The organism is Massilia sp. TWR1-2-2 (genome assembly GCF_049897565.1).
Classification (GTDB): domain Bacteria; phylum Pseudomonadota; class Gammaproteobacteria; order Burkholderiales; family Burkholderiaceae_D; genus JAFCUW01.
In genome coordinates, this window is sequence record NZ_JAFCWM010000030.1 from 13473 (window position 1) to 27050 (window position 13578).

The 13578-nt window shown below is 63.1% G+C and carries 17 protein-coding genes; 11 read left to right on the forward strand and 6 right to left on the reverse strand.

Features of this window, described 5'->3' with window-relative positions:
• The first annotated feature begins 35 nt into the window (after window positions 1-35).
• Complete coding sequence (locus tag ACP7DD_RS22020; protein WP_426176976.1) at window positions 36-203, forward strand: hypothetical protein; 168 nt, start codon at window positions 36-38, stop codon at window positions 201-203.
• A gap of 146 nt (window positions 204-349) precedes the next feature.
• Window positions 350-898: a DUF2867 domain-containing protein gene (locus ACP7DD_RS22025; RefSeq protein WP_426176977.1), complete on the forward strand. Its 549-nt coding sequence runs from the start codon at window positions 350-352 to the stop codon at window positions 896-898.
• 43 nt (window positions 899-941) lie between these two features.
• Here ACP7DD_RS22025 and ACP7DD_RS22030 read toward each other — a convergent pair whose 3' ends face one another.
• From ACP7DD_RS22030 to ACP7DD_RS22040, 3 genes are read right to left on the reverse strand one after another with little or no spacing between them, the layout of a single operon-like run.
• Window positions 942-1382, reverse strand: a complete 441-nt coding sequence (locus ACP7DD_RS22030; protein WP_426176978.1) for an acyl-CoA thioesterase — start codon at window positions 1380-1382, stop codon at window positions 942-944.
• Between the two features lie 7 nt (window positions 1383-1389).
• Window positions 1390-2352 (reverse strand): Hsp33 family molecular chaperone HslO, encoded by a 963-nt coding sequence (gene hslO, locus ACP7DD_RS22035; RefSeq protein WP_426176979.1) that lies wholly within the window; start codon window positions 2350-2352, stop codon window positions 1390-1392.
• Window positions 2353-2355: 3 nt separating this feature from the next.
• Entirely contained in the window at window positions 2356-2880 is a 525-nt protein-coding gene (locus tag ACP7DD_RS22040) for a gamma carbonic anhydrase family protein (RefSeq protein ID WP_426176980.1), read from the reverse strand.
• Between the two features lie 148 nt (window positions 2881-3028).
• Here ACP7DD_RS22040 and ACP7DD_RS22045 point away from each other — a divergent pair, with 148 nt between their 5' ends.
• The 9 genes from ACP7DD_RS22045 (at window position 3029) to bamC (ending at window position 11159) form a co-directional block, all read left to right on the forward strand.
• Window positions 3029-3913 (forward strand): alpha/beta fold hydrolase, encoded by an 885-nt coding sequence (locus tag ACP7DD_RS22045; RefSeq protein WP_426176981.1) that lies wholly within the window; start codon window positions 3029-3031, stop codon window positions 3911-3913.
• A 97-nt stretch (window positions 3914-4010) separates the two neighbouring features.
• Window positions 4011-4844: a 3',5'-nucleoside bisphosphate phosphatase gene (locus tag ACP7DD_RS22050; RefSeq protein WP_426176982.1), complete on the forward strand. Its 834-nt coding sequence runs from the start codon at window positions 4011-4013 to the stop codon at window positions 4842-4844.
• A 125-nt stretch (window positions 4845-4969) separates the two neighbouring features.
• On the forward strand, window positions 4970-5851 hold the full coding sequence (gene htpX, locus ACP7DD_RS22055; RefSeq protein ID WP_426176983.1) for a protease HtpX: 882 nt from the start codon (window positions 4970-4972) through the stop codon (window positions 5849-5851).
• A gap of 10 nt (window positions 5852-5861) precedes the next feature.
• On the forward strand, window positions 5862-6482 hold the full coding sequence (locus tag ACP7DD_RS22060) for an L-threonylcarbamoyladenylate synthase (protein ID WP_426176984.1): 621 nt from the start codon (window positions 5862-5864) through the stop codon (window positions 6480-6482).
• Window positions 6483-6546: 64 nt separating this feature from the next.
• Window positions 6547-7200, forward strand: coding sequence for a site-2 protease family protein (locus tag ACP7DD_RS22065; protein ID WP_426176985.1), 654 nt, complete (start codon window positions 6547-6549; stop codon window positions 7198-7200).
• A gap of 2 nt (window positions 7201-7202) precedes the next feature.
• A complete protein-coding gene (locus tag ACP7DD_RS22070; RefSeq protein ID WP_426176986.1) occupies window positions 7203-8405 on the forward strand; it encodes a tryptophan--tRNA ligase in 1203 nt (400 codons plus the stop codon).
• Window positions 8405-8977, forward strand: a complete 573-nt coding sequence (locus ACP7DD_RS22075) for a class I SAM-dependent methyltransferase (protein WP_426177014.1) — start codon at window positions 8405-8407, stop codon at window positions 8975-8977. The genes ACP7DD_RS22070 and ACP7DD_RS22075 overlap by 1 nt, the downstream gene beginning before the upstream one ends.
• A 60-nt stretch (window positions 8978-9037) precedes the next feature.
• Window positions 9038-9922, forward strand: coding sequence for a 4-hydroxy-tetrahydrodipicolinate synthase (dapA, locus tag ACP7DD_RS22080; RefSeq protein WP_426176987.1), 885 nt, complete (start codon window positions 9038-9040; stop codon window positions 9920-9922).
• 61 nt (window positions 9923-9983) lie between these two features.
• A complete protein-coding gene (gene bamC, locus ACP7DD_RS22085; protein ID WP_426176988.1) occupies window positions 9984-11159 on the forward strand; it encodes an outer membrane protein assembly factor BamC in 1176 nt (391 codons plus the stop codon).
• Window positions 11160-11373: 214 nt separating this feature from the next.
• Here bamC and ACP7DD_RS22090 read toward each other — a convergent pair whose 3' ends face one another.
• The 3 genes from ACP7DD_RS22090 to ACP7DD_RS22100 form a co-directional block, all read right to left on the reverse strand.
• Window positions 11374-11646 (reverse strand): hypothetical protein, encoded by a 273-nt coding sequence (locus tag ACP7DD_RS22090; RefSeq protein WP_426176989.1) that lies wholly within the window; start codon window positions 11644-11646, stop codon window positions 11374-11376.
• Between the two features lie 299 nt (window positions 11647-11945).
• The gene (locus ACP7DD_RS22095) at window positions 11946-12425 is read right to left on the reverse strand and encodes a hypothetical protein (RefSeq protein WP_426176990.1); all 480 of its coding nucleotides are present in this window, start codon (window positions 12423-12425) and stop codon (window positions 11946-11948) included.
• Window positions 12426-12438: 13 nt separating this feature from the next.
• Window positions 12439-13560 carry a JmjC domain-containing protein gene (locus ACP7DD_RS22100; protein WP_426176991.1) on the reverse strand — a complete coding sequence of 374 codons (1122 nt, stop codon included), beginning with the start codon at window positions 13558-13560 and terminating at the stop codon, window positions 12439-12441.
• Between the last annotated feature and the right edge of the window lie 18 nt (window positions 13561-13578).

Here is a 13578-nt window from a genome sequence, read left to right on the forward strand (position 1 = left end):
GTGCTGCATTTGAGCCGATCAACGGAGGATATACCTTGAGCCACAATCCACTGATCGGCCGACCAGTCGTCAAGGGCAACCGCGAACTCGTCATCGGACGCAAACCGCACGGATACGTCGCTTTATACCGGTACGTGGATGACATCGACACAGTCTTTGTACTCGCTTTGCGCAGCCAACACGAAGCAGGCTATCGGCGCTGAGAAGAAGCAAGTTGTGCAGGTGCGTACCTCGCTCAAACATCGAAATGGATCATCAGGTGCATGCCGACTTTTGGTTGCCTGTTAGAAAGTGTCGGTGCATACTTGATGTCTAGCGCCAATGTGCGTCAGATTTGGGAGAAGCCGATATGCCAAACGAATTCACGCTCGCAACTGCCGTTGTGCTGCCCGCGCAGTCTGCTGTAACCCATCTGTACAAAGGGGTGAATCTCGCGGATGCATTTGCGATCCGGCTCCCGCCCGGTGCATCCAGCGACCCCGACCTGTTGGCCCGTTTCATCTTCTCGCATCAGCCGTCGTGGGTACGCAACCTCACGGGCATCCGGGACATCATCGTCGCCCGCTTTGGTCTGAAGACCGCCAGGCATCTGGCAACGCTCGCCAGCGGCGCGAAGGCTGACCGTGTCGGCATCTTCAAGGTGTACAGCACAAGCGAGACCGAGATCGTATTGGGGGAGGACGACAAGCACCTCGATTTCAGGGTCTCGGTGCTATGCTCCAGGGGGGCGGCAGATGGTCGCCAGCTCACTATCTCCACCGTTGTCCACTGCCACAATCTGCTGGGAAGAGCCTACTTGCTTGTCATTGCTCCGTTCCATCGCCTGGTCGTCAAAGCCAGCCTGCGCCGTGCGGCACGGATTGGTTGGCCAGACGCAGCCGTTCAACGCGACATCTAACGTGCGTGGCGCAGGTGCCTGAAAGCGCCCGTTGTAATCGCAATCAGGTCGTCGGCGTTTCGCTGCGTATAGTTGCGAGCACGCCGCGCGCCGCCGCCGGAATCTGCACCGACCGATTGCTGCTGCGCTCGACGTAGACGTGGACGAAGTGCCCGGCCGCGCAGGGCAGGACATCGTCATTGCGGTACAGGGCGATTTCGTAGCGCACGCTGGCGTTACCCAGCTTGGCCACGCGGATGCCGGCGTGAATGGTGTCCGGGAAGCTTATGGAGCTGAAGTACGTGCAGCCTGAGTCGACCACGAAACCGACGATCTCGCCATTGTGAATATCAAGCACGCCGCGCTCGATCAGGAACTGGTTCACCGCCGTATCAAAATACGAGTAGTAGGCGACGTTGTTGACGTGGCCGTAACTGTCGTTGTCCATCCACCTGGTCGGAATGGCCAGGAAGTGGGGGAATGACGAGCGGGGCGAATCGCGCATGGTGTCCTTAGTGCTTGATGTCACTGGCGGCGATCAAGGTTTCGACCGGCGTGTCGCTGGCGAACAGCTGCGCGCAATCGACCTTGTCGAAATCATAGTGCTTGCCGCAAAAGTCGCAGTTGATGCCGAGGTGGCCGAGCTCGGCGAGCGCTTCCTCGACTTCTGGCTGGCCCAGCATCTTGAGCATGTTGCCGACTTTTTCGCGCGTGCAGCTGCAGAAAAACTGCGGATGCGCCGGCTCGAACACGCGGATCGTCTCTTCCCAGAACAGCCGGTTCATCAAGGTCTGGATGTCGGTCGACAGCAGCTCGTCCTGCTTCAGTGTCGACGCCAGCATGACGGCGCGGTTCCACGTTTCGAGCTCGTCGGCTTCGCTGGCCTGCTCGACCTGGTCTTCCTTGCCGCTGTGACGCGGCAGTTTTTGCAGCAGCAGCCCGCGCGAGACGGTGCCGTCGGCGGCCAGCCACAGGCGCGTGTCGAGCTGCTCGGAACGCAGCATGTAGTTTTCGATGACGCTGGCCATGTCGTCGCCGTCGAGCGGGACGATGCCCTGGTACGGCTGCTGCCCCGGCATCTTTTCGAGCGGGTCGAGCGTGATGACGAAGCGGCCCTTGCCACTGACGTTGAGCATGTCGGTCAGGCTGGCGCCGTCGGCCACGGTGACGCCTTCGCCGAGCTTGGCGGTGGCGCGCAGGCGCAGGTCCGAGTCGCACTCGACGACGAGCAGGCGCACCGGGCCGTCGCCATGGATCTGCATGATGATGGCGCCGTTAAATTTCAAATTGGCCGACAGCAGCGCGGCCGCCGCGAGCATCTCGCCGAGCACGGTCTTGACGGCCGCCGGGTAATCGTGGCGGGCCTGGACTTCGCGCCAGGTGTCGGAAATTTCAACGAACTCGCCCTTGACTGCGGCATTGTCGAAGATAAATTTTTGCAGGGTGTCTTGGCTGGTGTTGATGTCTTTGAGCATGTGTTATCCGATTTTTTTCAGTTCTGTCCGGTAGCGCTTGCCGCGCGCGACGTAGCCGGCGGCGATGTCGCCCAGGCGCGCGATGTCGGCCTCGGCCAGCGTGCGCACGGCCTTCGCCGGGCTGCCGAGAATTAGCGTGTTGTCCGGAAATTGTTTGCCTTCGGTAACGAGGGCGCCGGCGCCGACCAGGCAACCCTTGCCGATCACGGCGCCGTTCATGACGACGGCCTGGATGCCGATCAGCGAACCGTCGCCGACCGTGCAGCCGTGCAGCATGGCCTGGTGGCCGATCGATACGCCGACGCCTATGTCGAGCGGAAAGCCCATGTCGGTATGCATCACGGTTCCTTCCTGCACATTACTGTCGGCGCCGATGTTGATCAGTTCATTGTCGCCGCGGATCGTCACCCCGTACCACACCGTGGCGTTGGCGCCGATCTTGACCTTGCCGATCAGGTTGGCCGTGTCTGCGACCCATGCCGAAGGATCGATCTGGGGTGCGTCGTCGCCGAGTTGATAGATAGCCATAGTGTGTAGGGAAGGGTTCGTTGGAATGGGGGTATTTTACGCCGTCGGGCGCGTTGCGGTCCAACGAGAGCAAATGGGGCCGTATGGCAAGAAATCAACAGCGGCGTATAATTCGAACGGTCGTTCTTTTATTCATTCCAGGCAGCCCATGAAACCTTCCCGATCCGAATTCATCACCGTGCGCGGCTTGCGCACCCACGTGCGTCACTGGGGCGCGGACGACGCGCCGATCATCTTCATGGTGCACGGCTGGATGGATGTCGGCGCCTCTTTCCAGTTCGTCGCCGACAGCCTGGCCGGCGACTGGCACGTCATCGCCCCCGACTGGCGCGGCTTCGGCCTGACCGAGCGCGCCCACGCCGACACGTACTGGTTCCCCGACTACATTGCCGACCTCGACGTCATGCTCGACCATTATTCGCCGAACGCGGCGGTCAACCTGCTCGGCCACAGCATGGGCGGCAACGCCGCCGGCATCTACGCCGGGGTGCGGCCGGAGCGCGTGCGCCGCCTGATCAACCTGGAAGGCTTCGGCATGCCGGCGACCCGGCCGGAACAGGCGCCGCGCCAGTACGCCAAATGGCTCGAGCAGTTGCGCGAGCCGCCGGTGCTGCGCACCTACCCGAGCGTGGCAGCGGTGGCAGGGCGCCTGCAAAAGACCAATCCGCGCCTGTCGGACCAGCGCGCCGCCTTCCTCGCGCCGCACTGGTCGGCGCAGAACGACGCCGGCGAATGGGAGATTCTGGGCGACCCGGCGCACAAGAAGCCGAGTCCGATCCTGTACCGGATCGAGGAAATGATGGCGTGCTGGAGCGCCATTTGCGCGCCGGTGCTGTGGGTCGAGGCCGAAGACACCAACATGTGGCAATGGATGGGGCCGAAGGAGCAGGCGCGCATCGAGGTCGACCGCCGGCTCGGCCACCTGCAGAACGTGCAGGCGGCGATGATCGCCGACGCCGGCCACATGCTGCACCACGACCAGCCAGAACAGCTGGCAAGATTGATTGAGGATTTTGTGGCGGCAGCGGGCTAGCAGCGCCCCCGGCACGCAGAAAAACCGAGGTCCGACCCCTACAGCGTACAATGGACGTTTCGCCACTAAGCTGCTGATTGCAAGCCATATTTTTTCCATGCTGAACGTAGATTTACACTGTCACTCGAACGTTTCCGACGGCGTCCTGGCGCCTGCCGCGGTGGCGCAGTACGCGCGCAAGGCCGGGGTCGACGTCTGGGGCCTGACCGACCATGACGAGGTCAGCGGCATCGCCGCTGCGCGCGTGGCGGCGGCCGATGTGGGCTTGCAGTTCGTTCCCGGCGTGGAAATCTCGATCACCTGGGCCGGCCAGACCGTCCACATCGTCGGCGTGCGCATCGATGAATCCAACCCGGTGTTGCTGCAGGGCCTGGCCGACACCCGCAACGGGCGCGACGCCCGCGGGCGCGAGATGGCGGCGCAACTGGCGCGTGCCGGCATCCCCGGCGCCTATGAAGGCGCGCTCAAGTATGTCGCCAACCCCGACCTGATGTCGCGCACCCACTTTGCCCGCTATCTTGTCGAAATCGGCGTCTGCGCCAACATTCCCGACGTGTTCCGCAAATACCTCACTGAAGGCAAGCCGGGCTACGTGCCGCATCGCTGGGCCTCGCTCGAGCAGGCGCTCGGCTGGATCACCGCCGCCGGCGGCATCGGCGTCATCGCGCACCCGGGCCGCTACAAGTTCAGCCCGGTGGCCGAAGGGGCGCTGTTCGACGAGTTCAAGCAGATGGGCGGCACCGCCATCGAAGTGGTCACCGGCAGCCACACGCCGGACCAGTACCCTCTGTACGCCGAACTTGCCAGGCGCTACGGCTTTCTCGCCTCGCGCGGCACCGACTTCCACGCGCCCGGCGAGTCACGCGCGGAATTCGCGCTGCTGCCGCCTTTGCCGTCAGGCCTCAAGCCCGTGTGGCATGACTGGTTCTGACGCTCCTCTTGAAATTCTGCAGTAGCGGCCATACCTTGACCTTGTGTCATCACTAATCATGCGTCGCGTCTGTGGTCTGGCCCCCGGGCTTCAGACCCCGGTTGTGCGCCTTGGAGCCTGTATAAATGAAACGCATCGTCCTGTTCCTTGCAACCAACCTCGCAGTCGTGCTGGTGCTCTCGCTCGTGCTCAACGTGCTGGGCGTGGGCAGGGCGGTCACCGGCGCCGGCATCGACGTCGGCGCGCTGCTGGTGTTTTCGGTCGTGGTCGGCTTCACCGGCTCGATCATCTCGCTGCTGGTGAGCAAACCGATGGCCAAGTGGAGTACCGGCGCGCGCGTCATCGACAATCCCTCGAGCTCGACCGAGCTGTGGCTGGTCAACACGGTGCGCCAGCTGGCCGACCGCGCCGGCATCGGCATGCCGGAAGTGGCAGTCTACGACGGTGAGCCGAACGCATTTGCCACCGGCGCCTTCAAGAACTCGGCGCTCGTCGCCGTCTCCACGGGCTTGCTGGAAAACATGAATCGCGACGAGGTCGAAGCCGTGCTCGGCCACGAGATCGCCCACGTCGCCAACGGCGACATGATCACGCTGACGTTGATCCAGGGCGTCGTCAATACCTTCGTCGTATTCCTGGCGCGCGTGGTCGGTTTCTTCGTCGACAAGGTGCTGCTGCGCAACAATGGCGAGCGCCTCGGCGTCGGCTACATGGTCACCGTGTTCGCGTGCGAAATCCTGTTCGGCCTGGTCGCCTCCATCATCGTCGCCTGGTTCTCGCGCCACCGGGAATTTCGCGCCGACGCCGGCTCGGCCAAGCTGCTCGGCAGCCCTGTGCCGATGCAGCGTGCGCTGGCGCGGCTTGGCGGCATTGCTCCGGGCGAACTGCCGCAGGGGATGAACTCGTTCGGCATTTCCGGCGGCAACACCGGCTGGGGCGCGCTGTTTGCCACCCACCCGCCGATGGAACAGCGCATCGCCGCGCTGCAGAACCTTCAAGTTCGCTAACAGGAGTTACATGAGTCAGTTTTTCCAGATCCACCCGGACAATCCGCAGGCGCGCCTGATCAAGCAGGCCGCGCAAATCGTCGGCAGCGGCGGCATCGTCGCTCTGCCGACCGATTCCTGCTATGCGCTGGTGTGCCATCTGGATGACAAGGCGGCAGTGGAAAAGCTGCGCCGCGTGCGCGGCATCGACGAAAAGCATCACCTGACGCTGCTGTGCCGCGACCTGTCCGAAATCGCCCAATACGCGCGCGTCGACAACAAGCAGTTCCGCCTGCTCAAGGCCGCCACGCCGGGGCCGTACACGGTGATCCTCGAAGCGACCCGCGAAGTGCCGCGCCGGCTGTCGCATCCGTCGCGCAAGACGATCGGCCTGCGCGTGCCGGAAAACGCCATCGCCCAGGCGCTGCTGGCCGAACTGGGCCAGCCGCTGATCGGCACCACCTTGATCACACCGGACGACGTCCTGCTCAACGACCCGGAAGAAATCCGCGAGCTGCTTGCCAAGCAGATCGACCTGATCATCGACGGCGGCGCCTGCTCGATGGAGCCGACCACCGTCATCGACCTGTCCAGCGACGAGCCGGTGCTGGTGCGCCAGGGCCGCGGCGACGCCGCCATGTTCGGCCTGTAAGGCTTGCCCTCCAACCTCCACCTGCCGGGTCGGCCGACGATCCTGCTCTGATAGAATCGCACCCATGAACCAAATTATCCAGGCGATCTCCGTCTATGCGCTGCCGGTCATCTTTGCCATCACCTTGCACGAAGCCGCGCACGCCTACGCGGCCAAGTATTTCGGCGACACCACAGCCTACGCGGCCGGCCGCATGAGCATCAATCCGCTGCGCCACATCGATCCGTTCGGCACCATCTTGCTGCCGATATTGATGTACGCGTTCACGCCGTTCGTGTTCGGCTACGCCAAGCCGGTGCCGATCGACTTCAACCGCCTGCGCAATCCGAAAAAGCAGATGGCCTGGGTGGCGCTGGCCGGGCCGGCGGCCAATTTCGTCATGGCGTTCGGCTGGCTGGTGCTGGCCATCGTGCTGACCGCCACGCACGTCGGCGAATCGTTTCCCCACAAGGTCGCGCACGCCGGCATTGTCGTCAACGTGCTGATGTTCGTGTTTAACCTTGTGCCGATTCCACCGCTCGACGGCGGGCGCATCCTGACGAGCATGCTGCCGAACCGGCTGGCATACAAGTTCGCCAAGATTGAGCCGTACGGCTTTTTCATCGTGCTTGGCCTGTTATATTTTAATATCCTGAACTACTGGTTCGTGCCGATGAGCGCCGCCACCAAGTTCGTGCTGGGCCTGATCACCAGCCCCCTTTCCTTTCTGCTCAACTAATCATGTATCCCGAACGTGTCGTTTCCGGCATGCGCCCAACCGGCTCGATGCACCTCGGCCATTACCATGGCGCCTTGAAGAACTGGGTCACGATGCAGTCGTCGCAGCCGTGCCTGTTCTTCGTGGCCGACTGGCATGCCTTGACCACCCACTACGACGATCCGGCCATCATCGAAAAGAGCGTGTGGGAAATGCTGATCGACTGGCTTGCCGCCGGTATCGATCCGTCGCAGGCCACGCTGTTCATCCAGTCGAAGGTGCCGGAACATGCCGAGCTGCACCTGCTGCTGTCGATGGCCACGCCGCTCGGCTGGCTCGAGCGGGTGCCGACCTACAAGGATCAGATCGACAACCTGACGAGCAAGGACTTGGCCACGTACGGCTTTCTCGGCTACCCGCTGCTGCAGGCGGCCGACGTGCTGATCTACCGCGCCAGCCAGGTGCCGGTCGGTGAAGACCAGGTGCCGCACATCGAAATGATGCGCGAGATCGCGCGCCGCTTCAATCACCTGTACGGCAAGGAAAAAGGCTTTGAAGAGAAGGCGATGGAAGCGGTGAAGAAGCTCGGCAGCAAGCGCGCCAAGCTGTATGTCGAGCTGCGCACCGACTACCAGCAGGAAGGCAAGGACGACGCGCTGGAACAGGCGCGCGCGATGCTCGACGACGCCCAGAGCATCTCGATGATCGATCGCGAACGCCTGTTCGGCTACCTCGAGGGCAGCCGCAAGCTGATCCTGGTCGAGCCGCAGGCGAAGCTGACGGCGGCGTCGCGCCTGCCCGGGCTGGACGGGCGCAAGATGTCCAAGAGCTACGGCAACTCGATTGCGCTGCGCGAGGACAAGGCGTCCGTCACCAGGAAAGTGCGCACCATGCCGACCGACCCGGCGCGCGTGCGCCGCACCGACCCCGGCACGCCGGAAAAGTGCCCGGTCTGGCAGCTGCACGAAGTCTATTCGGACCAGGCCACCAAGGAGTGGGTGGTGAACGGCTGCACCAGCGCCGGCATTGGCTGCCTCGACTGCAAGCAGCCGGTGATCGACGCCATCGTGCGCGAGCAGGAGCCGATGCACGAACGCGCCCAGCAATACCTGGACGACCCGACCCTGGTGCGCGCGATCGTCGCCGACGGCTGCGACACCGCCCGCAAGCTGGCGCAGGAAACGATGCGCGACGTGCGCGAGGCGATGGGCCTGGCGTACTCGTGATGCTATCCCACCCGCAAACGCAAGTGTCAAGCTGGGTCGCGCGTTTCGCGACTATCATCCCGCCCGGCGAAGTACTCGACCTGGCGTGCGGCAGCGGGCGCCACGCGCGCCACCTGGCCGCGCTCGGCCACCCGGTGACCGCGCTCGACCGCGATGCCGACGCGCTGGCGCTGGCCGCCGGCCCCGGCATCACGACGATGCAGTACGACCTCGAAGCCGACGGCGCCGCCTGGCCGTTCGATGCCGGCCGCTTTGCCGGCATCGTCGTCACCAATTACCTGCACCGATCGCTGCTGGCGCAGATCGCGGCCAGCCTGCGCCCGGACGGCGTGCTGCTCTACGAAACCTTCGCCATTGGCAACGAGACGTTGGGCAAGCCGAGTAATCGCGCCTTCCTGCTGGCGCGCGGCGAACTGCTGCGCTTCGCCCAGGCGCACGGCCTGGCCGTGCTCGCTTTCGAGGACGGTTATGCGGCCGCGCCGAAGCCGGCCATGCTGCAGCGCCTGTGCGCCGGCGGCGCCGATTTTCCGGCCGGGAACGCCGTTCTGGATGGCGTTTCTGGCCAAGAATGAACCATTCAGGCGGCCTATCCGCTACAATCAGGTTTTATTGACTATCACAGCCGCGAAATTATGATCAAGGGCAGCATAGTAGCAATCGTCACACCGATGCACGAAGACGGCAGTCTGGACTTTCCCGGCTTGCGCAAGCTGATCGACTGGCACATCGCCGAAGGCACCGATGGCATCGTGATCGTCGGTACCACGGGCGAGTCCGCCACCGTCAGCGTCGAAGAGCATGGCGAGCTGGTCAAGCTGGCCGTCGAGCACGCGAAGGGCCGCATCCCGATCATCGCCGGCACCGGCGGCAATTCGACCGACGAAGCGATCAAGCTGACCCGTCACGCCAAGCAAGTCGGCGCCGACGCGACCTTGCAGGTGGTGCCGTATTACAACCGCCCGAGCCAGGAAGGCATGTACCGCCACTTCAAGGCGATCGCCGAAGCGGTCGACCTGCCGGTAATCCTGTACAACGTGCCGGGCCGTACGGTGGCCGACATGGCGAACGATACGGTGCTGCGTCTGGCCGCGATCCCGAACATCGTCGGCCTGAAAGACGCGACGGGCAACATCGGCCGCGCCGCTGAATTGCTGCGCCTGGCGCCGAAATCGTTCGCCCTGTATTCCGGCGACGACCCGACCGCGATTGCGCTGATGCTGCTCGGCGGCGCCGGCAACATTTCGGTGACCGCCAACGTGGCGCCGCGCGCGATGCACGAACTGTGTGCCGCCGCCATGAGCGGCGACATCGCGCGCGCCATCGAAATCAACAACCGCGTCATTCCGCTGCATGCCAAGTTGTTCGTCGAACCGAATCCGGTCCCGGTCAAATGGGCGATGGCGGAAATGGGCTTGATGCCGGCCGGCTTGCGCCTGCCGCTGGCGCCGTTAGCAAGCGAATTCCACGACACCGTCCGCGCCGCCCTGCGCGAAGCGGGTGTCCTTCCACACGCCTGAACCGCAAGGTTCGGGATTTATTTCTGACACCAGCTGCTCGCAGCTTTTACCCAGTTACGACATGACTATTCGCAAGACATTTACCCCTGCCGCCACCCGCGGCTTCGTTCTTTCCGCGCTCATGGTCAGCCTCAGCGGCTGCGGTATGATCGGCTCGGTGATGGAATCCGACAAGCTCGACTACCGCGCCGCCAAGAAGGCCGCGGCGCTGGACGTGCCGCCGGACCTGACGCAGCTGCAGAAGGATAACCGCTACGCGGTGCCTGACGGCCGCGGTATCGCCACCGCCTCGGGCTACCAGCAGCAAACCGCAGGCGGCGCCGGCAGCGTCGGCGCGCCGGTGGCCACTCCCGGCAGTGCCATCGGCGTGGCCGGCAACGCGGCCGTCCGTGTCGAGCGCAACGGCAATCAGAAGTGGCTGGTGGTCAAGCAGACCCCGGAGCAGGTGTGGCCGCAGCTGAAGCAATTCTGGAATGACGCCGGCTTTACCGTCGCCACCGAGTCGCAGGCGACCGGCGTGATGGAAACGGACTGGGCGGAAAACCGCTCGAAGATCCCGCAAGACATCCTGCGCCGCACGCTCGGCCGCGTGATCGATTCGGCCTACTCGACGGGCGAGCGCGACAAGTTCCGCACCCGCCTCGAGCGCGCCCCTGACGGCGGCACCGAGATCTACATCAGCCACCGCGGCGCCGAAGAAGTGTTGACCGGCCCGCAGAAGGAAATTACCGCCTGGACCGTGCGGCCGAACGACCCGGGGCTGGAATCGGCCATGCTGGCCAAGCTGATGGCGCGCATGACGGGCGCCCCGGACGTCAAGACGACCGAGACGGTCGTCGCCAACGCGCCGGCGCAGCCACAGCACGCCAAGCTGGTCGGCAGCGGCGTCGGCAGCTACGTCGAAGTCGACGAAGGGTTCGACCGCGCCTGGCGCCGTGTCGGCCTGGCGCTCGACCGGGTCGGCTTTACCGTCGAAGACCGCGACCGCGTCAATGGCGTCTATTTCGTCCGTTACGTCGATCCGGACGCGGCCGGCAGCACCGGCTTCCTGAAGCGCCTGCTGACGTTCGGCAGCGCGGCCGACAAAGAGAAGGAAGCGCAACGCTATCGCATCACGGTCAAGGCCGACGCGAATGGCGCGGCGAGCCAGGTGATGGTGCAAGCCAACGACGGCAAGCCGGAATCGACCGGCACCGGCGCCAAGATCCTGAAGTTGCTGGGCGACGAGCTGAAGTAACCGACAGCGCTTGCCCACAAAAAAACCGGCCACTGGCCGGTTTTTTTACGTCCCGATGCTGTCGTACTGGTGTCACGTACCGGTGTCAGGTCTGACATTAAGACATTCGCGTGTGAATGTCTTAATGTCAGACCTGACACCAGCTTTTGGTGACATCGCAAAAGCAACAGGCGTAAAAAAACCGGCCCAAAGGCCGGCTTTTCCATGAAACGAATTACTTGTTTGCAGCCGATGCAGCAGCCGACGCAGCCGAAGCAGCCGTCGAAGCAGCCGACACAGCGGTCGAAGCAGCAGCAGCAGCGTCAGCAGCAGCCGATGCAGCAACCGAAGCGTTTGCAGCAGCGGTGTCAGTTGCAGGAGCAGCAACTGGAGCAGCTGGAGCAACTTCGACTACTGGAGCTGGAGCAACAACTACTGGCTCTTCTTTTTTGCTGCAAGCAGCCAAAGCAACAGCCATCAGGGAGATGATCAGCAAAGATTTTTTCATGGGTTTTCCTTAATAATTCAAAAGTAGACAACGGTATTGCGATGAATAATTACCGGTAATTATCGCTCTTTAGGGAATTCTCGTTAGCTTTCATACCTGTAATGGTGCTTGACAGACAACGGAAACTTCCTAACCCGATATTATAGCGAAATTTGGTGCTTCGCAATAGGCGAAAGATGCTTTTATGGAAGTTTTTAGGTCCTGACAAAGCTTCATTTTGTAACAAAACATGTACAATCAATCAATTGCTCGGTTTTCAACATCTTCGCCAAATTATATTCGGCGATCGCGATGAAACACTATAGACCTGTTGTGGTCGGATGCAGGCAAGGGCGCGCCTCGAGCCAGATGCCGCTAAAGCGCTCGGCACTGATCTCGGTGGCGGCTGGCGCGTCGAACGCCGCTTCGCCGCGCATGTGATCGCTGTGGAAGCGGCGCACGATATGCACGCCGTCGCCGATGCAAAATGAATCGGTCAGATGGCGCAGGCCGCTGCCGGTGGCGCGGCATTCGATGTGGTGGTTGAAGTCGCGCAGCAGGCGCACGAAGCGCGGGTAGGAGCGCTCGATATGTTCGCTGCGGTGCATCGCCAGCTGGATCGATCCGCCGCCGGTGAGGAAATGGCGCAGCGCCGCATCGACGTCGGCAAGCCCGAGCGGGAAGACGCGGAAGTCCGGGTCGAACAGCTGCAGCGTCGTCTGCGAGCGCGCGATGCATTCGCGAAAGCGGGCGCCGAACTCGAGGTGCGTGCTGAAGCGGTGGGCAACGGACTGTTCCATGTCAGCGATTCCTTCAGGCCAGTTCGACCCAGCCATCCTGGTACCAGGTGTACAGCGCTTCGATGACGTCGTCCGAGGCGCCGGCCAGGGCGCTGCCGCTCAGCGCGCGGCTGTTGGCGAGCGTGTCGAGCAACAGCTTGTCGGCGCGACCGACGGCAAACGATTCGCCGTTGATGAACACATGCTTGCCGCGGTACAGCATCTGGGTCTTCAGCGACAGCGCCACGCCGCGCTTGGCCAGCGCCTCCATGAAGCGGCCCATCGTCAGCGGCTTGCTCGGCCCCTTGAAGAATACATTGTGCTTCGGCTCGGACAAGTGTTCGCCCACGAAGATGGTGACGTCCTCCTCGGTGAAGCGCACCTTGTTGATTTCCTCGGTGATGGTGGCGAGCATGTGACGCGGAATTTCTGCCGGTTTGTTCGACGTTTCCAGGTCCGGGTCGGCGTAGCGGCCCGGCAAGTCGATCGAATCGGCCATGAACTGCAGGAACGCTTCGCCCAGTTCCTGGTAGGACGGCGAGCGGAAGCCGATCGAATACGTCATGCATTCGCCCTCGGCCACGCCATCGTGGGCGTAGTGCGGCGGCAGGTATAGCATGTCGCCCGGTTCGAGCACGAATTCTTCCTGCGCCTCAAAGTTTTTCAGAATTTTCAGCGGCATGCCGTCGACCAGCGACAGGTCTTTCTGGGCGCCGATGCGCCAGCGCCGCTTGCCTTGCGCCTGCAGCAGGAACACGTCGTACGAATCGAAATGCGGGCCGACCCCGCCGCCGTCGGTGGCGAAGCTGATCATCAGGTCGTCGAGCCGGGCATCGGGAATGAAGCGGAACTGGCGCAGCAGCGCGTCGGCGCGGGCGTCGTACAGGTTGGCGCCTTGCACCAGCATCGTCCATTGCTTGCGCGTGCGCTCCGGCAACTCGGCCAGCGGCCCGTGCTGCATATCCCATTCGCCGTCGAAGTGGGTGATCAGGCGCGACTCGATGAAGTTCTCGGTGGCCATCTTGGCCAGCGCGTCGAACGGCAACACCGGCTTGAAACCGGGGATGGCCTGGCGGATCAGCAGGGGTTTCTTGTGCCAGTAATCACGTAAGAACTGGGCGGGCGTGATGTCGCCGAGCAGGGGTATTTTTTTCATGCGTCATTATAACCATGC

Coding starts and splice junctions, on each gene's coding strand:
- ACP7DD_RS22095 (WP_426176990.1), bottom strand. CDS start 12,425: ATGGAACAGTCCGTTGCCCACCGCTTCAGCACGCACCTCGAGTTCGGC.
- ACP7DD_RS22060 (WP_426176984.1), top strand. CDS start 5,862: ATGAGTCAGTTTTTCCAGATCCACCCGGACAATCCGCAGGCGCGCCTG.
- ACP7DD_RS22045 (WP_426176981.1), top strand. CDS start 3,029: ATGAAACCTTCCCGATCCGAATTCATCACCGTGCGCGGCTTGCGCACC.
- htpX (WP_426176983.1), top strand. CDS start 4,970: ATGAAACGCATCGTCCTGTTCCTTGCAACCAACCTCGCAGTCGTGCTG.
- ACP7DD_RS22030 (WP_426176978.1), bottom strand. CDS start 1,382: ATGCGCGATTCGCCCCGCTCGTCATTCCCCCACTTCCTGGCCATTCCG.
- ACP7DD_RS22075 (WP_426177014.1), top strand. CDS start 8,405: ATGCTATCCCACCCGCAAACGCAAGTGTCAAGCTGGGTCGCGCGTTTC.
- ACP7DD_RS22090 (WP_426176989.1), bottom strand. CDS start 11,646: ATGAAAAAATCTTTGCTGATCATCTCCCTGATGGCTGTTGCTTTGGCT.
- hslO (WP_426176979.1), bottom strand. CDS start 2,352: ATGCTCAAAGACATCAACACCAGCCAAGACACCCTGCAAAAATTTATC.
- dapA (WP_426176987.1), top strand. CDS start 9,038: ATGATCAAGGGCAGCATAGTAGCAATCGTCACACCGATGCACGAAGAC.
- ACP7DD_RS22100 (WP_426176991.1), bottom strand. CDS start 13,560: ATGAAAAAAATACCCCTGCTCGGCGACATCACGCCCGCCCAGTTCTTA.
- ACP7DD_RS22025 (WP_426176977.1), top strand. CDS start 350: ATGCCAAACGAATTCACGCTCGCAACTGCCGTTGTGCTGCCCGCGCAG.
- bamC (WP_426176988.1), top strand. CDS start 9,984: ATGACTATTCGCAAGACATTTACCCCTGCCGCCACCCGCGGCTTCGTT.
- ACP7DD_RS22070 (WP_426176986.1), top strand. CDS start 7,203: ATGTATCCCGAACGTGTCGTTTCCGGCATGCGCCCAACCGGCTCGATG.
- ACP7DD_RS22065 (WP_426176985.1), top strand. CDS start 6,547: ATGAACCAAATTATCCAGGCGATCTCCGTCTATGCGCTGCCGGTCATC.
- ACP7DD_RS22040 (WP_426176980.1), bottom strand. CDS start 2,880: ATGGCTATCTATCAACTCGGCGACGACGCACCCCAGATCGATCCTTCG.
- ACP7DD_RS22050 (WP_426176982.1), top strand. CDS start 4,011: ATGCTGAACGTAGATTTACACTGTCACTCGAACGTTTCCGACGGCGTC.